18 protein-coding genes and 1 pseudogene are annotated in these 21,198 nt (G+C 37.1%); 14 read left to right on the forward strand and 5 right to left on the reverse strand.

The features are described 5' to 3' along the window. Positions 1–48 precede the first annotated feature (48 nt). From H3299_RS10665 to H3299_RS10690, 6 genes are all read left to right on the forward strand, one after another. Positions 49–708 carry a GcrA family cell cycle regulator gene (locus tag H3299_RS10665; RefSeq protein WP_182417647.1) on the forward strand — a complete coding sequence of 220 codons (660 nt, stop codon included), beginning with the start codon at positions 49–51 and terminating at the stop codon, positions 706–708. Positions 709–944: 236 nt separating this feature from the next. Then, the gene (locus H3299_RS10670) at positions 945–1,673 is read left to right on the forward strand and encodes a glycosyltransferase family 25 protein (RefSeq protein ID WP_182417648.1); all 729 of its coding nucleotides are present in this window, start codon (positions 945–947) and stop codon (positions 1,671–1,673) included. After that, on the forward strand, positions 1,674–2,372 hold the full coding sequence (locus tag H3299_RS10675; protein WP_182417649.1) for a polysaccharide deacetylase family protein: 699 nt from the start codon (positions 1,674–1,676) through the stop codon (positions 2,370–2,372). A gap of 131 nt (positions 2,373–2,503) precedes the next feature. Next, on the forward strand, positions 2,504–3,694 hold the full coding sequence (gene dapE, locus H3299_RS10680; protein WP_182417650.1) for a succinyl-diaminopimelate desuccinylase: 1,191 nt from the start codon (positions 2,504–2,506) through the stop codon (positions 3,692–3,694). A 76-nt stretch (positions 3,695–3,770) separates the two neighbouring features. After that, positions 3,771–4,349 carry a hypothetical protein gene (locus H3299_RS10685; RefSeq protein ID WP_182417651.1) on the forward strand — a complete coding sequence of 193 codons (579 nt, stop codon included), beginning with the start codon at positions 3,771–3,773 and terminating at the stop codon, positions 4,347–4,349. Positions 4,350–5,093: 744 nt separating this feature from the next. Then, positions 5,094–5,390, forward strand: coding sequence for a hypothetical protein (locus H3299_RS10690; RefSeq protein WP_182417652.1), 297 nt, complete (start codon positions 5,094–5,096; stop codon positions 5,388–5,390). Positions 5,391–5,789: 399 nt separating this feature from the next. Here the strand turns inward: H3299_RS10690 and H3299_RS10695 are convergent, their stop codons facing one another. Further along, the gene (locus tag H3299_RS10695; RefSeq protein WP_182417653.1) at positions 5,790–6,173 is read right to left on the reverse strand and encodes a hypothetical protein; all 384 of its coding nucleotides are present in this window, start codon (positions 6,171–6,173) and stop codon (positions 5,790–5,792) included. Positions 6,174–6,499: 326 nt separating this feature from the next. Here H3299_RS10695 and H3299_RS10700 point away from each other — a divergent pair, with 326 nt between their 5' ends. The 3 genes from H3299_RS10700 (at position 6,500) to H3299_RS10710 (ending at position 9,028) form a co-directional block, all read left to right on the forward strand. Continuing rightward, on the forward strand, positions 6,500–6,823 hold the full coding sequence (locus H3299_RS10700; RefSeq protein ID WP_182417654.1) for a hypothetical protein: 324 nt from the start codon (positions 6,500–6,502) through the stop codon (positions 6,821–6,823). Next, positions 6,763–7,467, forward strand: coding sequence for a tetratricopeptide repeat protein (locus tag H3299_RS10705; protein WP_182417655.1), 705 nt, complete (start codon positions 6,763–6,765; stop codon positions 7,465–7,467). Before H3299_RS10700 ends, H3299_RS10705 begins: the two co-directional genes overlap by 61 nt. Positions 7,468–8,608: 1,141 nt before the next feature. After that, positions 8,609–9,028 (forward strand): SMI1/KNR4 family protein, encoded by a 420-nt coding sequence (locus H3299_RS10710; protein ID WP_182417656.1) that lies wholly within the window; start codon positions 8,609–8,611, stop codon positions 9,026–9,028. A gap of 206 nt (positions 9,029–9,234) precedes the next feature. Here the strand turns inward: H3299_RS10710 and H3299_RS10715 are convergent. Further along, positions 9,235–11,407: pseudogene (locus tag H3299_RS10715) on the reverse strand (esterase-like activity of phytase family protein). Positions 11,408–11,880: 473 nt separating this feature from the next. Between H3299_RS10715 and hemA the strand changes: the two are divergent. Beyond that, on the forward strand, positions 11,881–13,170 hold the full coding sequence (gene hemA, locus H3299_RS10720; RefSeq protein WP_182417657.1) for a 5-aminolevulinate synthase: 1,290 nt from the start codon (positions 11,881–11,883) through the stop codon (positions 13,168–13,170). Between the two features lie 254 nt (positions 13,171–13,424). On the opposite strand, the gene H3299_RS10725 is transcribed toward hemA, so the two are convergent. Both H3299_RS10725 and H3299_RS10730 read right to left on the reverse strand, forming a co-directional pair. Then, positions 13,425–13,994, reverse strand: a complete 570-nt coding sequence (locus tag H3299_RS10725) for a DUF1465 family protein (protein ID WP_182417658.1) — start codon at positions 13,992–13,994, stop codon at positions 13,425–13,427. Positions 13,995–14,438: 444 nt separating this feature from the next. Further along, positions 14,439–15,653: an OpgC family protein gene (locus tag H3299_RS10730; protein ID WP_182417659.1), complete on the reverse strand. Its 1,215-nt coding sequence runs from the start codon at positions 15,651–15,653 to the stop codon at positions 14,439–14,441. 467 nt (positions 15,654–16,120) lie between these two features. Between H3299_RS10730 and H3299_RS10735 the strand changes: the two genes are divergently transcribed. Beyond that, positions 16,121–16,780 (forward strand): thiamine phosphate synthase, encoded by a 660-nt coding sequence (locus tag H3299_RS10735; RefSeq protein ID WP_182417660.1) that lies wholly within the window; start codon positions 16,121–16,123, stop codon positions 16,778–16,780. After that, complete coding sequence (locus tag H3299_RS10740; RefSeq protein WP_182417661.1) at positions 16,780–17,886, forward strand: tetratricopeptide repeat protein; 1,107 nt, start codon at positions 16,780–16,782, stop codon at positions 17,884–17,886. Before H3299_RS10735 ends, H3299_RS10740 begins: the two co-directional genes overlap by 1 nt. A gap of 129 nt (positions 17,887–18,015) precedes the next feature. On the opposite strand, the gene H3299_RS10745 is transcribed toward H3299_RS10740, so the two are convergent. Beyond that, complete coding sequence (locus tag H3299_RS10745; RefSeq protein ID WP_371739486.1) at positions 18,016–18,429, reverse strand: cytochrome c oxidase assembly factor Coa1 family protein; 414 nt, start codon at positions 18,427–18,429, stop codon at positions 18,016–18,018. 868 nt (positions 18,430–19,297) lie between these two features. Here H3299_RS10745 and H3299_RS10750 point away from each other — a divergent pair. Next, complete coding sequence (locus tag H3299_RS10750) at positions 19,298–19,663, forward strand: hypothetical protein (protein ID WP_182417663.1); 366 nt, start codon at positions 19,298–19,300, stop codon at positions 19,661–19,663. Between the two features lie 712 nt (positions 19,664–20,375). Beyond that, positions 20,376–20,939 (forward strand): elongation factor P, encoded by a 564-nt coding sequence (gene efp, locus H3299_RS10755; RefSeq protein WP_182417664.1) that lies wholly within the window; start codon positions 20,376–20,378, stop codon positions 20,937–20,939. Positions 20,940–21,198: the final 259 nt, after the last annotated feature.

Below are 21,198 nucleotides of genomic sequence, written 5' to 3' on the forward strand. Positions count from 1 at the left end.
CGGATAAGTTTAATTGAAAATGCACGAAAGAGATAATGGAGTCCTGGTATGAACTGGACAGATGAGCGTGTCGAGCTTTTAACTAAGCTTTGGGCCGAAGGTTTAAGCGCAAGCCAAATTGCTGCGCAACTTGGTGGCGTAAGCCGTAATGCTGTTATTGGTAAGGTACACCGCCTGAAATTGTCGGGCAGAGGTAAAACGACCAAGGCACAACCACGGGCACCTAAGGCTACAACACAAACCAGTGCACCAGCCGTTGAAGAAACAGTAAAGCAAACAGCTTCAAGTTCTGCACCGCGCGTTGCTCGTCCTGTGGCTGAAAAGTCAACGCCGCGAGTTGAACCAATCGCAAGCGATGCACGCCCTCGCAAAATGGAAGCTGCATCAACCATGCGTGCAGCGCCACAAGCTGAGCGCGAACCACGTCCGCAAACGACGTTTTCAACAAGTAGCGTCAAGGTCGATTTTGCTGCTAATGCTGCCGCCGATTTTGATGCGTCATTAACTGACAGCAAAGTTGTGCCCATGAAGCGCAATTTAACGCTTTTGCAATTGACTGAAAGCACATGTAAATGGCCAATTGGCGATCCGCTTAATGAAGACTTCCATTTTTGTGGTGCAGATTCTGGTGAATCTAGTCCTTATTGCAGCTTCCATTCTAAAATTGCTTTTCAACCAATTTCGGACCGCCGCCGCGTTCGCGCCTAGCGTCAGACCATAGTAATTTAGAATATAAAGAAATAATTTAAATGAAAGCGAAGGGTTGCAATGCACCTTTCGCTTTTTGCTTTTGTTCTTTTACCTAAGATTTAAAACAACACTTTATTGCCAATAAACTAAATTAAAAGCGGTTTGACAGTTTATCCTTGTAGCAATTATGATAAACGCCATATTTAAGGGAATAGAGTCAAATAGGATTGAAAAACAATGGTGGTGAATAAATCATGTCAAAAATAAAGGCTTTCATCATTCATTTAGAACGCGCCAAAGATCGTCAAGCCCAGGTTGAAGCATTAATCGCTTCTTTGCCTTTTACCGGTGAAATCACTGCTGCAATTGACGCCAATGCACTTAATCAAAGCGTGATTGATAGTCATTACAAGGCCAAAATCCATCAACCCTTTTATCCATTTACTTTATCACGCACTGAAATTGCATGTTTTTTATCGCATCGTAAAGCATGGCAAGAAATTGTTGACCAAGATATAAACGGCGCTTTTATTTTTGAAGATGACGTCACTTTAACCAAGGACTTTGAATTAAGCTTTGCAACCGCTTTACCTTTTATGAATGAGGATACTTATATCCGCTTTCCCTTTCGTGAACGCGAAACCGGCAAAATACTTGCACAAAATCAAAATCACCGTTTGATTGAACCCTGCCCTGTTGGGCTTGGTCAGGTTGCGCAATATATCGGCCGCAATTGCGCTCAAAAACTTTTAGACGCAACAATGCAATTTGATCGCCCCGTTGATACAACTGTCCAAATGTTTTGGCTAACAAATGTTAGGCCATTATCAATTTTGCCAGGCGGCGTTAGCGAAATTTCTGCCTCGCTTGGTGGGTCAACAGTGCAAAAGAAACCACGGTTTCTAGATAAATTACGCCGTGAAATCTTGCGCCCTCTTTACCGCAAGCGCATAGCACGCCTATCTCGGCAAAGGAGTTTATAGATGGCCGTTCCTATTTTATTATATCATCATATAGATGAGCCTCCACCATCAGGTACACCATCGCGCAGCAATTATGTTAGCCCAAAAAACTTTGCGAAACAAATGGCTTGGCTTAATCGTCTTGGCATCAAAGGGCTATCGCTTAAGGATGCAATGCCTTATATCCTTGAGCAGAAAAAAGGCCGCATCGCCGTAATTACTTTTGATGATGGTTTTCTTTCAGTTTTTGAAAACGCTATGCCTATTCTTAATCAACATGGCTTTACTGCTACCAACTATTTTGTTGCAGATGAGATCGCCGGCCAAAATAATTGGGATAATCCAAAAGCCAAACGCGCAGCATGCATGGATATTGGTCAGGTAAAGCAATGGTTAAGCCATGGTCATGAAGTTGGCAGCCACACCTTAACCCATCCTCATTTGAGCCAATTATCAAGTGACATGGCTTTTACTGAAATTAATCAATCAAAACAAAAGCTAGAAACAGCCTTGAATATTAATCTGTCAAGCTTCGCCTATCCTTATGGCGATGAAAATGACGAGATTCGCCACATTGTGGAGCAAGCCGGCTATAGCAATGCCGTTACCACACGGCGCGGACGCGCAAAAAGCCAAGATAATGCTTTTGAATTACCTCGCCACAGCGTGCGGCGTAATGATAGCGCTTTTCATTTCTTACTAAAATGCTTAATCCGTTAATTAAATTTTGCAAAAAAGTTAAGAATATCGCCAGTAGAATTATCTAGCCGCAAGGCTAAAAATAATATAGCCCTATTTAAAGTTTTTTAAGCCCCAAACTTACACGCTAACTATTTTACAGAAGGCACGTCATGAATCTTGAAAACCCAGTAGATATTTTGCAAAAGCTAATTCAATGCCCATCTATTACCCCAAATGAGGGCGGTGCTTTATCTCTTTTACAAAATATCGGTGAAGATCTTGGTTTTAAAGTAGAGCGACCAATTTTTAAGGCGGAAAATACACCTGATATTGAAAATCTTTATGCCCGCTTTGGAACAGGCGGACGACATTTAATGTTTGCAGGACACACCGATGTTGTGCCAACGGGTGATGAACAATCATGGAGCCACGCACCTTTTGCTGCCGACATTGCTAATGACCTTCTTTATGGCCGTGGCGCGGTAGATATGAAAGGTGGCATTGCTTGTTTTCTTGCGGCTTTCGCACGGTTTTTAAACAAACAACCACTGGACAAGCCTTTCGATAATAGTGTCTCCTTGGTGATTACGGGTGATGAAGAAGGGCCTGCAATTAATGGCACAGTAAAACTGTTAGAATGGGCCAAAATAAAAGGAGAAACTTGGGATAGCGCGCTTGTAGGTGAACCAACAAACCCAAATTTTCTTGGTGAAATGATTAAAAATGGCCGGCGCGGTTCACTGTCTGGGGTGGTTAGCATTAATGGTCAGCAAGGCCATGTTGCCTATCCCCACCTTGCCAATAATCCACTACCTTATCTGTTACAACTTGCCCATAGCCTAATTGCAACCCCACTAGATCAAGGCACTGCGCAATTTCAGCCAAGCAATTTAGAACTAACCACTATCGATACTGGTAATAATGCAACCAATATCATACCCGGTAAGGCAAGCTTCCGCTTTAATATACGTTACAATGATCGTTGGAATGTAGATAGCTTACAGGCAGAAATAATTAAGCGTCTAGAAAAAGCTGCAAGCCAATTTGAAAACGAAGAAAAACAAAACACTATAGCTTATAGTGTTAACTGGCTTGCTAATCCCGCCGATGTCTTTGTAACCCATGATGAAACACTAATCCATTCTTTGAACAAGGCCATTAAGGAAGTCACTGGAAGTGAAGCCAAACTTTCCACGTCTGGTGGCACATCAGATGCCCGCTTCATTAAAAATTATTGTCCAGTCGTTGAATTTGGTTTGGTTGGACAAACAATGCATAAAATTGATGAATGTGTAAGCATCCATGACCTTGAAAAGCTAACCCAAATTTATGAAAAATTTTTAGATGCATTTTTCGCATAGTGATGAGTAACGACGGCATGCTTTAGCATTCCTAAAAAATACATCATTGCTTAAAACCAAAGGATAGCCAATAAAAATGCTTGATATTGAAACTCTTAAAAAGCGCTTAATCAGCATTTTTAAAATTGGTATCGGCCAATATGAAAGACTTGACGAGCTTGACCTGACATCAGGCGGATTTTGGTTATCCTTCAAAGCTATTCTAGTTGCAATTCCTATTTTAATTATAGATGCAGCTATGAGCGCTCATTTTGACAAAAAGGGGCATGGTCTTGCTGAGTTTATTTTTGGTCAAAGTCTGATTTTGTTAACGTCTTGGTTTTTGCCACTGCTCGTTATTTTTGCTTTAGCTAACATGTTAAACTTTAAAAGCAAGCTTATTATATTCACTATTGCGTATAATTGGTTACAGGCATTTATTAATCTTTGTTCACTGCCTGTCTCAATTCTGCTTTTACTTATTCCTGAGGGGGCAGATATTCTGCTATTCCCTATCCTTTTCTTATTGATTTTTTTAATTTATATCAGCTTTCGTGTTTTCGATGCCGTATTACAAGAAAGCTTTGGCTTTACCATTGGCTTGTTTTTACTTTATTTTCTCACATCGGTTCTTGCTGAAATGATGATTATCCAATTATTCGGCTGGAATTCTTGAATTTTAATATCTGTCTCATCAATATAGTCTAAAATTAGGGTAGAACCACAATGGGATTTTTTTGAAATTTCGCAATGGTTTTTCAAGTTTGCAACATATTTCACCAGAATAAGGATAATATTTGCGACAATGCCAAATGGGGCCCTAAAACTAAAGAAAAAAGGTCGAATAATTTTAAAAAAAATTCTTATTTTAGGGCTTCCAATTATTTTTAGTGTATTATTGCTTTATATATTTTTTTGGCTTTTAAAAAATATTTGCCAGTGACAACAAAAAATATTTTAGGAAAAGATCTTATTTATTTTACCGATAAAGCAGGAACGTTTTCTTCACCAGGTTATATTGGTCCTAAAATATGGTGTACGAAAGACTTAAGAGATATATCAATGGACACCATATTGTTGTGAGAGGGATTACGATCTTTAAAACCGGATTGGAAGGCAGGAGGAAAGAATATTATACCCATTCATTTTGGCGTTATTGATAATAAAAATAATGTTTACGTGTGGAGTTTTAAAAAATTTTCTTATGATAAAATCAGCTTTTCCAATAGCGTTGATTCTCTTCATTACAATGAAGTAGTGAATGATGTAAAAAGCTGCAAAGGCGATAGCAACGCCTTGTCTATCATGAATTTAGATAGAGATATTTTATGCAAAACTAACCCTTGGCATGTAACCTTGACACAAATCTCATCTATGCGAATAATGCTCAATGGTTCCTTTATAAAGGATATATAATTACATGAGCGAAGAGATCGCAGAGTTAAAATCTTATATAGTTCACAAAAAGCTTGAACATATATTTTCATTAGAAAAGCCCATCATGTCTGACACTTACGGACTTTTCCCCAAAAAGGAATTTAAAAATTTTTGGACGGATCCAACTAAAATATGGGTAATAGAGTACATTGATACTCGAGGACCTAAAATTTTCGGGAAATATATGGATTTAAAAGAAGCTATTGCTGCATATAAAAACTTAATTGATAGCAACGAAACTTATATTAATAATGGACCCAAAATAAAATATAGTGATTAAGACCATATCGCAAATATTATTCATAATCTGTATTAACGTGAAAATATGAAAACATGAGACTATGTGATCGTATTTTGCGGAGCCATAGATATTGGCAAGATTAAAGCACAAATGATTTCACCACGTGAGAAGTGGTTAGGCAAAGAATGATTTTAAAGCCAATTTTTATATTTCGGCACTTTGATACAATCATCATTCGGGCTACAAACAAGTTTGCTATTGTTTAAGCTATAGGATTAAAAAGCTGTTATTGGAGCGTTGCATCAAGGTTGTCCATGGTACAATCAACCGTTGTTTTATAATGCCATGTTTTAGGTCTACACCATTTTTATAAATCATACGCGTTAAAACACGTAGAATAATAATAGCTCAAACTAGAGATAACATTTGCAAGCAAAATTAATTTTCATCTTCGAAATCTAAATAATCATCATGTTCATCATAATAATTAAGTGCATCAACACAATTTTGTATTGTAGGGTTTTTCAATTGCATAAAAACACTACTTAAAATATCGAGGAATAATTGGCCATAATATAGTAATTCTAATTGATTTTTAACGGCAAAATCAGGATAATGCTCTACATCATCATCAGCTTCTTCATCAAAATATGTTTCATCATCAATATAACATATGGTATCAGGTTTAAGTGGGTCATCTGTATTAGCACTATAAAGATTCATAGTTTGACCTATATCAAAAACATCGTCATCTGAAACGCCACGCTCAATAAAATACTCAATAATTTCAGATAAATGAAGTTTTATTCTTTTCTGTATCATTTTAAACAATCCCCTATTGCACCATTTAATTTCCCATTACGTCCAATTTGTCCACCGTTCAATAAGTCACGTCCCCACCTTTATTGTAATGGTAAAGTTTGTGATTTGCGACAACACCTAAATATATTTAGTTTTAAATTTGCAACAAAGTCAAAATAGCTAATGACAATACAGCTATATATATCATAATAGGCACAATGAATACTTCAAACAAAGTGTTAACGCTAGATTTAAACCGTTAAATTGTAAATGGTTTTTGCCGGTTTTAAACCTTGCTATGAGTTGACGCAAAATAGATCAAATACTCCATCATGAGGGGCAACATAATGGTGCTATCTTATAAAAAGTGGATTTCTAATACTGTTTTAATTATTTTTCCATTAATATTAACCATATTCGCGAGCCAGTCATTTGCCACACAAAGGACTGAATCCCAATTAGATCAAACGCCAAAAAATGAAAAAATAACAAGTAAAGAACGTGATTTAGCTCGTGGGGAAGTTCTTTATAAGCAAGCTAAAGAATTATTACATTACCCAATAAGTGGCAGAGAGCCATTAGCTGATAAAAAATTCAAGCACGCCATTTATTGGAGGAGTCTTATAGGCTTGGTTATAAAAAAGCAGCTGGGGCACTTGGTTTTTCGTTAATTTATGCCCCAGAATTAGTATATGATCGTACTTATCCAAATCCTGATTTTGATTATATTTTTAAATTATTTGAAGAGGGGCGCGCTCTTAAAGATGTGGAAACCATAAGAGGATTAGCCTTTATGTATCGCGAGGGGCGCAGTGTTCCTCGTGATGATAAAAAAATGATTGAGCTTTATGAAGAAGCTGCTGCCCTTGGCGATAATCAAGCACAATATTTACTTGGTGCTTTTTATTCCGGGCAAAGCATACTTTTTTATTATCTTATCCAACCTGATCGTGTTCCTTTTAAAGATGTTGATAAAGAAAAAGGACTAAATTGGCTTAAAAAAGCAGCTAATAATGGTAATTTATATGCTTGGGAAATGTTAGCTAAATATTACGATCGCGAAGAACACAACCCCAAATTACAAGAGTATTATTTACGTGAAGGTGCAAAACACGGAAACAAAAATTTATTAATTGAGTTATCATCAATGTATAGAAACTCAAAATTTTTTCCGATTGCAGATTTAAGCGATGCAGATAGAAAACGCCTAGATGCTTGCGTAATTAATCTATATCGTGATTTAAAGCCTTTAGATGACAAACCTATAACTGATTTTGACAAAATATGTCCGCGCAAGATTCAACCCATCGAATAAAATTGTATGAAATTTGATATGGCGAGCCAAATGAACATTTTTAATGCTTCCATTCCTACACCCGTTGATTTAAATATTTAATGAAGAAGCGGATGATAATGTAGAACATTATCTTGATTTTGTTGATAAAAATCATTTAGAATTTTGTTATGATGGTCAATAATTTCTTGATGTGTTAAGCAGTGTTTTTATGCAATTGCAAATACCGTTTCCAGTTAAAACCATTGTCATTATACTCGTCTTAACGCGTATAATGACAATGGTTTTAAACCTTAAACACAGCAATCTAAAACAACTGTTGATTGTACTCAGACCAACCGTTGGATATTGAAATATGCGCCAGTAATGGAAAAACGTTCGCGAAATTTTAAAAAGCCCGATTGCGGTTCTGCCCCATTTTCTAAATTCGCATTGATGAGACCTATATCGAGGTTAAAGGGCACGGGTTAGATTTGCGGAAATATCTCTATCTTAGCTCATGATAAACACGATGTTTCCAATGATTTTTTGACGAAAGCATCGAGGGATAAAGGTGCTGCCATTCGCTTTTTCCGAAAAGCTTTTAAAGATGATAGGCTCTTTGCAGGTTAACCCCTTGGCAAAATTTGAAACAGATAAAGCAAAAGCTTTTCCCCCAAGGATTTTTGTGCCTTGCAGTCATTAACTGAAGATAATTTGCTTTCTAAAAAGCACCCCCATTACGCTACCAAGGTACTATCATCTTGGCAGTGAAAGCGATCATTCTCGGCTTAAAAGAGCAATGTCACGGAATGGTGGATTTCAATCACTAAGGACGGCTAATCCGAACAATAAGTGGTTTCGAGCCAGCTTCAAGATTAAAAAGGATTTTGGTCAAAAGGTACATGGACTACACTAGAGCAAAACCAAATGCATCACGATATATTTGGAATTAGACAAGTTAAAAATACCTAAAAACTAGGCGTTCAAGCGCGAAAATGCGTCAAATTCAAACTTTGCGACAAGGCCTATTTTTGAAATAAGCCAGACTTTATATCAAAATAATACTAGAATAACACATGTAAATCCAAATACAATTCCATCGGGAATAAATCGTTCACGATTTGAATATTGGAAAAAAATAGACTAGAAGAATAGAGCAAAAGCTTTTTGAGGTAAAAATATGTCATATGATTTAGAAAAAGAATTAGATAAATTAAACAAAAAGAAAATTAAAACACCGATTGTACCGCCTATACCAGATGATGATTTAATTAAGCAGTATGAAATGGAAATAGATATAAAATTTCCATCCGACTATAAGAAATTTATTAAAAAAGTTGGCTATGCCATATACAATGGTCTTGATAATATACTTTTAAGTCCCGACCTTAATAATCCTCGTGCATTAATCTCAGTAATTAATGATGCACGTGAATCTGGACTTCCTCACGATTGGTTACCTATTGTTGATAGCAATGCAGATTACTATTGTATTCGTCCTGATGGAAAGGTGACATTTTGGTCAAATAATGGAACTACTGATGAAGTTTGGAACGACTTAGCCACATGGATTCATGAAGTATGGATTGAAGGTAATTAACGTTTTTGAGAAGAACTTATTTTGATAATCAATGACTGATTTTGTTGGGTTTGATTTCATCAAAAGCATTTTTAAAATAACTATGTTTTTTCATGAATTTTATAGGTTTTGAAATTAAAACAAAATTATAGAACAATAATTATTCATAATAGGGCTGCCGTTAGAAATTTCAAAGGCAGCCTCTATATTTTAATGCCTAATATTCTTTAATTTGGCTTAAAGCTAAAGAACAATGTTTCACCTGATGCGTCTTTTAATCCATCATTATCCGTTACAGCAAAAGCATTACCATCAACATCAAAAGCGACCCCCTCAATCTTATCAAGAATATAACCGTTATTTAACTGGGCTAGGTCATTTAAGAAATCATAGCTTAATTTTTTGCTTAAAACTGGCGGCGTTTCACCAAGCGGAACTGTTTTTAATGATGCAATATCAGTTTTATAAAGTCTTTTGATCTTAGCATTTTCACCTATTTGATTATCACGCTCCAATATATAAAGCTGCCCTGATTGAATGGCGAGTTCTGAAACTCCAACCCAACCTTTTTCCACCTTTTCAAGTGGATAATGAGCGACCTGCCATGTTTTTTGCGATGGCGAATAGGCTAAAATCTTACTCATATTTTCGGGGTCATCTTTCCATGGCCGCTGGATAGCAAGCCAAATCCTCCGCCTTTCCCCCTCGCCCTCTACAGCGATACCTTCAAAACCATAACGGGTTGCATGCTCGACTAATTCCTTTGGTAGAGTTACTTTTTCTAAAATTTCACCCTTTGCGTTAACATGTAATAACGCATTATCAATTTCTTTTTCAGGATTACCTTCAGAAGCAAGATAAAAGCCCCCCTCACCATCCAGCGCAATCGCTTCCAAATCGAGTTTTGCCGCAGGTTTGTTATTTTCGTTAACAATAACCGCGTCAATAATTGTTGCAGGCTTAGTGGTTGCGTCTATGGTATAAATTGTCGGAGCGGCATTATAAAAAGAGTCACTTACCGCATATAAAAGGCCGGGTTTTTCGCTTGAAGCCGCAAGCCCTGACAAAGCACCCCAACCGATAATATTTTTACCCTTGTCTTTGGAAACAAGCGTTGGATAATTAGCTTTTTCTTGTTGAAGTTCATAAATCATCACATGAGCGCGCGGCCCACCATCTTCACCAAGATCAGCCTCATTTGCAGTTACCAATAATTTACGAGACGGTATTGCAACTGCCGATTCTGGCGCAATGCCCGATGGCAAAACTTGTACAAACTCAGGTTCGGCACCTGTATCTTTATAGACACCAACTGCATTGCCACGCTCTGCCAAAACAAATATATAATTAACATCGCCAAAGCGGGCAACTTCTAAGCCTTCTGGCTCCACTCCTTTTTTATCAGCGCGACTTTCTGGAAAATGCCCTGCACGGGCTAAAATATGTTCATAGGACGAACCACTTTCAAACAAAAGCTTGCCACTTTTATCAAAAACAGTAAAACCGTGAACCGCCCTTATAGTCGCCCTCATTGGCGATAATGATACGTTCATCGTCCAGCCATTTTACCGCATCTGGTTCACGTAAAATTCCTGTCGCATTTTGAGAATAATCAAGACGACCATCTTTTTTCATATCAACATTCTCAAGATCTGCACTACCAGCCGAGAAATGCGAAAGAATTTTTCCACTTACGCCATCAACAATCACAATATGATTATTTTCCTGCAAGGTTACTGCCACTTCATTTTTGCTATTAAAGCTAACAAATTCAGGCTCCGGATCCTCTGGAGCAATGGTGGCAAGGCCGGTTAAGTCAATTCTTTTTAAACCAGAACAATCAACCACGCCATTTTTAATGCTACCAAGAATTAGAAAACCCGCAGGCAATTGCGGCAAAGCTCCATCATTTAAATCTTCGTCACGTTCATTTTCAATAGCAATAGCCAGTAGAGTTTTATCATGATTAATCGCGATTGAATCTGGTTGCCCACCAAGATCACATTTCGCCTCTATCGACTTTTTTTCGAAATCAATTGTCGATAATTCGCCTGACGGATCTTTAAAAGATTTTGAAGTATTGATTGCCGCAAGCACATTTTTACCGGCAAAAACAACAGATGTCGGCTCACCATCGGTTTTAACCAATCCTAAGGGCTGCGGCTTGTGGGGATCGGCTATATCGATAAACCCAATCGCACCTGATGGGCTATCCGAATAGACCAATACATTACCGTCTTCACTTGCCGATATAATCTCAGCTGAAGTCTTGGTGGCTTTATCAGCCTGATTATGATGAACCGGAAAACTTGCAATGCGATTAAACACTTCTTCACTTTGGGCATAGCTTGTAGCCAAAAGCAAGGCAATGGCAGTAAATGATAAACGAAAACAAAACATGACTAACCCTTGATAACGTGGCTTTAGGAAATAAAACAATTGAAAAATCATTATTATTTCTATCAACAATTTTACTTATTTTATGCATCAACCATTGATGTTACATGCGCATGACAATGTCGCGAAGTTTTATTCCATAGAACTCGTTGTTGATAAAAGCACTTATTGTAAGCGCCGACTGTAATTGCTTATCTAGCAACCCAACAGGATAGATTTTGCCAAAATATCGCTAAAATTTAATCATTTTAACGTCACGCTTTGTGTTTACCCTTGACTTTATTAGAATAACTCCAATAAAATTGGGTATAAGGACATATGCGACAAAAAAACACCTGTTTTATTGCTGCTATTGATGCCAAAGCACTAACACAATAAGCAATGTATGTTTGCTTTTATTAATCTATAATGACAACGCTATCATTGACGACCAAATTGTAGAAGATTTTCTCGCCGATTGCCGGGAGCTTTAAAAGATGGACTATAATAAGTTTTTCCAAGACTCAATTGACCAATTACATCAGGAAAAACGCTATCGTGTGTTTGCCGATATTGAAAGAATTGTTGGCGCATTTCCACGTGCACTTTGGCGCAATGGCGGCCAAAAGCGCGAAATTACAATTTGGTGTTCTAATGATTATCTAGGTATGGGGCAACACCCTAAAGTCATTGAAGCTATGTGTGCAACCGCCAGTAATACTGGCGCCGGCGCAGGTGGCACACGCAATATTTCTGGCAATAACCACCCTTTGGTAGAACTTGAAAACGAACTTGCCGACCTTCACAATAAAGAAGCGGGTCTTGTCTTTACCTCAGGCTTTGTATCCAATGAAGCCGCTATTTCTACTATAGGGCGCCTTCTTCCCGATTGCCTTATCCTTTCTGACGAGCTTAACCATGCCTCAATGATTGAAGGGGTGCGTCGCTCAGGTGCAGAGAAAAAGATTTTTCGCCATAATGATTTAGAACATTTGGAAAGCTTGTTAAAAGCTGCAGGCAATGAACGTGCGAAACTTATTGCCTTTGAGTCGGTTTACTCCATGGATGGAGACATTGCACCAATTGAAGCAATTGCTGATCTTGCAGACAAATATAATGCGATGACCTATATTGATGAAGTTCATGCTGTTGGCATGTATGGCAAGCGCGGCGGCGGTATTACTGACCGAGACAATCTGTGCGACCGCATAGATATTATTGAAGGCACCTTAGCAAAAGCCTTTGGTGCGCTAGGTGGTTACATTACTGGTAATAAAGCAATTATTGATGCCGTTCGTTCTTATGCTCCAGGCTTTATTTTCACGACAGCTCTACCACCAGCTATTGCGGCAGCAGCAACGGCGGCTATTCGTCATTTAAAAACATCACAGGTTGAGCGCGACATGCAACAACGCCAAGCGCAGCAAGCTAAGGATGTTTTGGGCGAAGCTGGCTTTCCTGTTATGCCATCAGAAACCCACATAGTGCCAATTTTGGTTGGCAATCCTGATCTTTGCAAAAAGGCAACTGACCGCTTGTTAGAAAAGCACAATATTTATATTCAGCCAATCAATTACCCAACAGTACCCCGCGGCACTGAGCGTTTACGCATTACGCCAACACCTTATCATAGCGATGCATTGATTGAGGACCTAAAGGAAGCTTTAATTGAGACTTGGACTGCGCTGGGCATTCCATTTAAGGCGGTAGATGCACCACAAAATAGTGACGAGCAAACAAAAAATGCCCGTATTATTCCGCTCGCTTTATCACAAGCTGGCGGTTAAAATATTTAAAATTCTTTTATCCATAAATGCCTAGATATAAAATCTAGGCATTTTAATAGATTGGAAAAAGCATATTTTAAATACCACAAGCATTAAAGTTAGCATTCAAAACACTGAGCTGTTGGTTTTACAACACCAAGCAATGCAGAATTCATTCAAAAATTGCTTGTCTATAAATCATTAAAAATCTTAAATAATTTGGATCAACTCATCCAAATTATTTAAGACAACAATTATCTACGGATAATTTTTATTTAGTTTTTAACACCAAAAGCCTGCTCAAGACGGATCAACTGCGATTTTATCACATCAGCGCTTTCATTTTTCTGCTCAAAAATATCATCTTCATTGTTGAGATGACGCACACGTTCAAGCAATTGTATGGACTCAGTTACTAAATCACGAAATTTTTCTGGTAATTCGTTCCATGCTTCATGATCAAAATTCGGATATTCTAAATTTAGTTTGATTTTTTTCTTTTCTTTGGCAACGTAATCTGGCTTCATATCGCGATCACGCAAAGCACGCTCTAGCAATAGCCATGAAGCAACCTGCATCAAACGTGAACCTAAATGGATAGCTTCCGTTGAATATAGAGCAGCAGCATCATCTGGCAAACAACACATAGCCGCGCGACCATCTTCATTAATATAATGACCGACTTCTTCAATTAATTGCATGCCACGCTGATAAAGTGCTTTGAATGTTGTATTAAAAGCCTCATGCTCCATTAATACAACCATGTTGCCTGATCTATCTGCGCGGTTTGACGGATGCGATCCCACCTGTTGACTATCCTTAGGCCATGCGGCTACCATATTCATATTAAAGACCTTTATTGAAGCAAAAAAGTCAAGCATATTTAAGGCAAATTGCTTTTAAAACAATTGCATCAACTATTCTTGGTTGAAAACAGGGTGATATCACTATCGGCATTTAAAAAAACACCACATGCAGAACTATCAATCAACTGAGTAATACAAAAGTATTTGCATTATTGATGATATTCAAAACAACCCAATTATTGCATATTCAACGCAAGCTGCCCGAAATTGGTTCCTTCATTTTTGAATTTTATTTATAAAATAACACGTAAATCAAATAGTAAATATAATTTAGCCACCAACAAAGCCCGAAACTCTGGATGGCAAAACAATCTTTCTAGCGATTCCATGCATCAATTATCGCCTTTTATAATAGCATTTCACCTTGAAAGGCATATTAGAAAACAATTGCACACAATTAAGCAAAATGAAGGTTAATAAAGATTAACTGGCTTTAAGGACATTGGCGATAGGTTGTGGTAGTGAAATTTCGCCATCGGTTGTTGTTGCACCAACTGGTACAACTTCCACCTGCTTTTGTTTTGCTGCAAGCTTAATCATTGCAAGCCATTCAAAATAATAAGCAATAGTAAATTGCACAACAATACCTGTTGCAATGAGCAAACTATCAAAAACCAAACCGCCTGGATTAACTTGCTTCAACACCTGTGCTGCCATAGCCAAAATAGTACCAGTAACAAATACGGCAAGACTATATTTACCCAAAATGGCTAATGGATTAGTTGGCAAACAGCGGAAAAAGTTAGAAATGCGTGGGAAAATTGCAATAACATAGGCAAGCGCTAAAACATGTAAAAGACGTGGTAAAGATTCATATGTCTTATCAAAACCAGTTAAACGGTGCGGTAATCCCATTGTTGGGTCAATCCACCAAAGGCTAGCCTTTACCCAAAAAAATGAAAGAAGCAAATAACCAATTGCAGATAAGACAAGCATAGGGTGAGCTGGTAATTTGCCGCCATTTTTGATATGCATAGTTACAACAACGCCAATAACAAACAAAAATTGCCAAGAGAGCGGATTTAAAAACCAAACACCGGCATTAGGATAATTAATTGGTGCAACACCATAAAGCGCAGAAAACAAGTAAAGGCTACCAGAAACCACTAAAAGTAAAGCAAGGCTTTTACGTGCTAAAAACAGCATCAAAGGTGCGGCGAGCATCAACAGCAGATAAAGCGACAAAATATTATTATATCCTAATTGATGACCAAGCGTTACAATGCCAAAAATTGCTTTTGCAGGCTCTTTCATCAAAGGTGCAATATTGATTTGGGTTAACAAATTGGGATGATGCATAAATAAGGCTGCACCACAAAAAATTGCAATAGTGACAAGCGTGGTTAAAATATGTGCCGAATAAAGTGTAAAACTACGTTTCCACATTTTCAAAGTCAGCAACAAGCGATTACCAGGTACAAATTTTTTACCATAAGCAAGACCAACCGCAATACCAGACATTAAAACAAAAGCCTCTGCCGAATCAGAAAAGCCAAAATTCTTATGGGTAAATATTTCGTAAATATTGCCAGGAACATGGTTGATAAAAATGGTCAAAAGCGCCAAAGCCCGCAATACATCAATACGAGTATCGCGTTTTACAGCTGTTTTTTGAGAAAAATTAGGCGCCTTATTCAAATCAATCACTCCATACAACACATGCAATTTGTGCTCGTGTTATAATTAGAACTATGGATTGACAAAATGTAGTCCTAAAATGTGCTTTACCCATCAATTTTCATTATCATTTGAAATCTTAGTTAAAATGCACCGTTTAAACTCGCCAAAAACTTGAAGACGGATTGTAGATCACTTGCCCTTATTAAACTTCGCGAAATGGAATAAACTTAGTAAAATGCAATTGTCTTATATATTTAAATGGCAATTCGTTCGGTTAAAACCACTACATCGGTTAAAACAACAATTTGCTTTATAATCTTGGAAAAGGAATGCTTTTAAGCGAGTTGGAACTCTAAATATGAAGCTAAATCACGCATTATCATTAAATTCTTATTATCAATAACTATCTCTTGCATATGTTTTATTTGCAAGATTAAAATAAACGACTATAAAGGCAATATTTAACATCGGCAGGAGAATAAAATATGTCCGTCAACAAGTCACATGAACGCTGCCGCATTGTTTTAGCCCTTTCAACGACACGCAATATATCACCACAACAAATGACTGATATTTTAAAGGCTGGCGATGTTGCCTCGCTTATTCTTTATAGCGAAGACGAAAATGAAACTGCGTTTCAAAAACATGCTGAAGCTTTGGTTCCAATCATACAAAATGCTGGCGTTGCGGCAATTATCGCCGGTGATAGCCGTATTGCTGGGCGTGTCAAAGCAGATGGTCTACATATTGAAACCAGTATAGAAGATCTAAAAGATGCAATTGATAAGCATCAATCATCAATGATGGTTGGCTTTGCTAATTTGCGTGACCGCCATAGCGCCATGCAAATTGGCGAATTAGAGCCCGATTATATGATGTTTGGCAAGCTTGGCGCTGATAAAAAGCCTGAAGCCCATTCACGTAACATCAATCTTGGTGAATGGTGGGCATCAATGATGGAAGTGCCTGCGCTTATTCAAGCGGGTAATAGCTTGGCAAGTATTGAAACAATTGCTAAAACAGGAACAGAATTTATTGTTTTAGAAGAGGCTATCTTTGGAACAAGTGATATGGTGGAAAATATTATTGCAGCCAATAAGCTGCTTGATGAACATGCACCAAAATTAGGGGATAATGACGAGTGATGCGGGTATTCGGCTTTCTGTTAGTATCAACAGCTTTCCTTTTAAGCGGAACAGCATTTGGTTTTGCACAAAATACGCCCAATGTAATGGTGATGGAAACAGTTCCAGCTAGCGCCAATGATATTCATGGCCCTATTCATAGTGGCACACCAACAGGGCAGTCACGCCAACCAGCATCCAATACCCTATCAAGCAATCCATCAACAAATGAAAATCAAAGATCCGAAAATCAGGTAATCACTGATGCCCCCTTGCACATTCTTAAAGCTGGTGACTATGATGCAGCCTATAGCGCCTATGATGTAGGGCAATATAAGAAAGCTTTAGAGGAAGCCAAAAAACGCGCTGAAATAGGCGACCCTGCTGCAATGACACTTATTGGCATGCTATATTTGGAAGGCAAAGTGGTTGAAAGGGATTCAGATATAGCTGCGGATTGGTTTAAACGCGCCGCTGACTTGGGCGACCCCCATGCCGCCCTATATTATGGCGTTAACTTATTTAACGACTCAAAAGATGAAGCTCAAAAAGAAATTGGCGCGCAATATATTGAAAAATCTGCAAAGGCTGGCGTGCCTCGTGCTAGCTACTATTATGCACAAATCTTGATGAGTTTAGCTCCCGAAAAAGATAAGCTTGATATTGGCCTTATCTGGTTTTTAAAAGGCGCAGTTGCCAAAGATGCGTATAGCCTTTACTCCGCAGCAGAGATTCTTGCCGTGGGAACTGAAACAGTTAAGCCCGATGAATATGCCGCCCGTGCATTGCTTGAAAGTGCCGCTAACTTAGGAAGTGTCTCAGCCCAATTGGAACTTGCAAAATGGAAGATTGACGGACGCGGTGGACCAGTTGACCAAAAGGGCGCATTTATATTGGTTAAGTTGGTTGCGGTTAATAATGTACCTGTAGCCCAAGTGCACCTTGCTCGTTTTTATTTTAACGGTGTTGGCACTGAAAAAAATCCGGTGATGGGTGCAAGTTGGTATCTCCTAGCTCAGCAAGGAAACCAAGGTGCTACCGACCTTGACGCAATCATGAAAAAGCTTTCACCGCAACAATTAAATGAGGCAAAAGCTCGTATTGATACGCTTTTATTCAACCCGTAAGGGTTTTTAAATAATTATTTCAAACTATCATCTGCGACAGTCTAGTTATTAGAGGACTATGATGGCTTAAAGCATTTCAGCAAATTGATAAATTTTCTAAATATCGACCCTTAGCATCGAAAGTCATCATTATTGCAGCTCAATGAGCGAATTATCGCTATCAGAGCGAAATACCATGGTTGAGTAACTCCAGATATCAAACTTTTTCTCACCCTTAACATATATCGTACCAGTCCCTTTAGAACCTTTAATCGAAATGGCAATATCAGCGCTGCCATTTGAATTGTGAACGGTAATAGAGCCCGTAAAATAGCCGGCAGGCTCCATTGGTTCACCAATTAAATTAATAACTGTAATATTTTTTTGGGCTGCTGCCACACCTGCTTGATACGCATCGGCAGATTGCATAAAGCTCATAATGGTGAAAAAGAACCCAATAACAATAAATAAGGTGCTACCGAAAATTATTATTGGTAACAACCATTTTAACTTGAACTGCAAAGAACTGTTCATTGTTTGTATATTAATATTTTCCGCCACCATCTTGCTCTTTCAAACTTCTATTTAAAATATATAAATAATGTCAAAGTAGCCTATTGTATATTATCTAGGGTCAGGACCTATACATTTATCGTGATATACATATTTCGTCGCTCAGCAATGCCACTATATACAATAATCAAGGAAGATTTTAGGGCAATCCATTTCCGCCTCATCAATTTTATGCAAAAGGAAATTGCTCGCCTACAGATGGTAATTGAATTTTTAAATTTGGCGATGGTAAATTATTCCCAATAAGGCTTTTGCTGCAGATAAACCGCAAGAGATCATTTCAATTAATATTTTTTTCATGGAAAAAATTATTATATTGTATCTATCAAAAATGATATTAAGTTACTAGAAGTAAACGGACTACCAGTTTTTAGACAATATGGAAATTATATTTACTTTCCACTTACAATCTTAAATAAAAGTATTAATAGCATTATAAGTTATACAATTGCAATATTTAATCTGAGCAATGCAGAGCAAGATCACGCTTTTTCAAATATTTATATATTAAATTTTAACAAATTAAAAAAAATCAATCTTAGAAATAAAGAGGAAATTTATAAAGAAGTACTACAATATGAAAATATAAATTTAGCTGTTGAAGAAAAATTTTCTCCTAAACACATATATGGAATGGATTTAAATAGCACATGTAATTTTTATTTTAGAAATACAATTTGCTATAATGGAAAAAATATTTATACAGAATTGGAATAAGTTATGAAAAAGCTTAGTTTTAACTTTATAATAGTTTTTCTAATATTTTTATTGCCCAATTTAGCACATTCATATTGTATTAATAGATTGGAAATGCAAAAAATTGATAAAACCATTTCCCTATTAACAATAATTGAAATTGATGAAAAAGAAAAAAAAAGTTTGTGAAAACTTAGAAATAAAAGATAAATATTTATTTTTCCAATATGGCTATATGGTATTAATACCAATATTAAATGAAAATAAAGATAAACTATATTTTTCTAAATTTAGCATAGAAAGCAATGATATTAATCAAAATATATTTTTATCAGTTATCGATTCGAAATATTCGACCTCTTTTAATGATAAAGAATTTAAAGATATTAGCGGTAAATATTTTTATCTTTTATCAAAAATATCAGATATATCGATAAGTTACTTTTATGATAGATTTGATTTCGATTTACAAATTTGTAGTTTCGATGTTGTAAACGGAATATGCGCTCATGCAAATATAGATGATTGAAAAGTAAATGATAGCAGCGCGTGTTCAAAAAGGCAGTATAGGTTCAAGTCATCGCTGCCATTACCCACCAACCAATGTTGAAGGCGGTATTCTATCCATATTAGTAAATGCCCGCCTAACAAAGACAATTGGACATTTGCCGCATTACAATTGCGAAAGCCTGACATATTGCAAATAGTCACTTCCTTTTTACATTGATGATTTATACCACAACAAACTCTATCCCCCCTGACCGAAGTACATCATCAATCCCCCAAATAACCAATATGCAATCGATATAACCACGCAAACCATAAAAACACTAAAAACATAAAAACAGTTTTAAAAAAGCATATAGCAAAAGGGTGTGTACTATTTTGACAAAGACAAAAAAAAACTGATTTTACAAAACTTAACCTTAAAAATGTGGCATTTTCCTTGCTTTCATTACAATTTTATGGTTTTGGAAGATGGAATATAAATGCTATGTCGATAGTGAAACGATATTTATAAAGTTCGCTCGCTGTCTTTGATATGGTTTTTAAAACACAGGATTTATTGGTGCTACCAAACAGTAATAATTCATGAAAATGAGACTGATAGGTAAGCTTGCATTAATCAGAAGCAAGCTTATGCCAATATGAGTGGAATTTTTTATAATATGTGTTATTTAGCCTCTTAACACATGAATATAGCAAAAATTATAAGACATTTGATATAAGTGGATAGATAAATGAAAATTAACGGCAATGAAATTCGCCCAGGCAATGTGATCGAGCATGATGGCAGCCTTTGGGTTGCAGTAAAATGCAATGCAGTAAAGCCTGGCAAGGGTGGCGCATTTAATCAGGTTGAACTTAAAAACCTTCTTAATGGCACTAAGCTTAATGAACGTTTTCGCTCGGCTGAGACTGTTGAAAAAGTGCGCCTTGAGCAAAAAGATTTCACATTTCTTTATGAACAAGGCGAAGCTTTGATTTTCATGGATTCTGAAAGCTATGAACAGCTTGAATTGCAAAAGGATTTTGTTGGCGATCGCGCTGCATTTTTGCAAGATGGCATGACTGTTACTGTTGAACTTTATGAAGACAGACCAATTGGTATCTCCTTGCCTGATCAAGTAACATTGACAATTTCTGAAGCTGACCCTGTTGTTAAGGGCCAAACCGCTGCTTCTTCCTATAAGCCGGCAATCCTTGAAAATGGTATTCGCGTATTGGTACCGCCTTTCATTGCATCAGGTGAGCGCATTATCGTTGATACCAACGAAATTACTTATCTTCGCCGCGCTGACTAATGTTTTACTTGGGTGGCATTTTAAAATGCCACCCATGCATTTACACGTTTTACACGAATAAAATTCACCATAGATAAAATGGTATGCGCCGAATAAATGGCAGCAAACGAAATGTTTTTTACTGTTTAGATTGTATCTGAGCAAATTAAACAGGATCTTTTTGGTTTTGGAATGACCAATATTATTGTTCATAGGCACCATCATTACACTTGCGTCAAAATACATATTTGATCGGTGAGCGCTTTAATGCTTGATAAAA

Origin of the sequence: Bartonella sp. HY038 (genome assembly GCF_014117425.1) — a bacterium.
Classification (GTDB): Bacteria; Pseudomonadota; Alphaproteobacteria; order Rhizobiales; family Rhizobiaceae; genus HY038.

Bases quoted from the DNA above. Each gene is read 5' to 3' on its own strand.
- H3299_RS10665 (WP_182417647.1), top strand. From the start codon at position 49: ATGAACTGGACAGATGAGCGTGTCGAGCTTTTAACTAAGCTTTGGGCC.
- H3299_RS10670 (WP_182417648.1), top strand. From the start codon at position 945: ATGTCAAAAATAAAGGCTTTCATCATTCATTTAGAACGCGCCAAAGAT.
- H3299_RS10675 (WP_182417649.1), top strand. From the start codon at position 1,674: ATGGCCGTTCCTATTTTATTATATCATCATATAGATGAGCCTCCACCA.
- dapE (WP_182417650.1), top strand. From the start codon at position 2,504: ATGAATCTTGAAAACCCAGTAGATATTTTGCAAAAGCTAATTCAATGC.
- H3299_RS10685 (WP_182417651.1), top strand. From the start codon at position 3,771: ATGCTTGATATTGAAACTCTTAAAAAGCGCTTAATCAGCATTTTTAAA.
- H3299_RS10690 (WP_182417652.1), top strand. From the start codon at position 5,094: ATGAGCGAAGAGATCGCAGAGTTAAAATCTTATATAGTTCACAAAAAG.
- H3299_RS10695 (WP_182417653.1), bottom strand. From the start codon at position 6,173: ATGATACAGAAAAGAATAAAACTTCATTTATCTGAAATTATTGAGTAT.
- H3299_RS10700 (WP_182417654.1), top strand. From the start codon at position 6,500: ATGGTGCTATCTTATAAAAAGTGGATTTCTAATACTGTTTTAATTATT.
- H3299_RS10710 (WP_182417656.1), top strand. From the start codon at position 8,609: ATGTCATATGATTTAGAAAAAGAATTAGATAAATTAAACAAAAAGAAA.
- hemA (WP_182417657.1), top strand. From the start codon at position 11,881: ATGGACTATAATAAGTTTTTCCAAGACTCAATTGACCAATTACATCAG.
- H3299_RS10725 (WP_182417658.1), bottom strand. From the start codon at position 13,994: ATGAATATGGTAGCCGCATGGCCTAAGGATAGTCAACAGGTGGGATCG.
- H3299_RS10735 (WP_182417660.1), top strand. From the start codon at position 16,121: ATGTCCGTCAACAAGTCACATGAACGCTGCCGCATTGTTTTAGCCCTT.
- H3299_RS10740 (WP_182417661.1), top strand. From the start codon at position 16,780: ATGCGGGTATTCGGCTTTCTGTTAGTATCAACAGCTTTCCTTTTAAGC.
- H3299_RS10745 (WP_371739486.1), bottom strand. From the start codon at position 18,429: ATGGTGGCGGAAAATATTAATATACAAACAATGAACAGTTCTTTGCAG.
- H3299_RS10750 (WP_182417663.1), top strand. From the start codon at position 19,298: ATGAAAAAGAAAAAAAAAGTTTGTGAAAACTTAGAAATAAAAGATAAA.
- efp (WP_182417664.1), top strand. From the start codon at position 20,376: ATGAAAATTAACGGCAATGAAATTCGCCCAGGCAATGTGATCGAGCAT.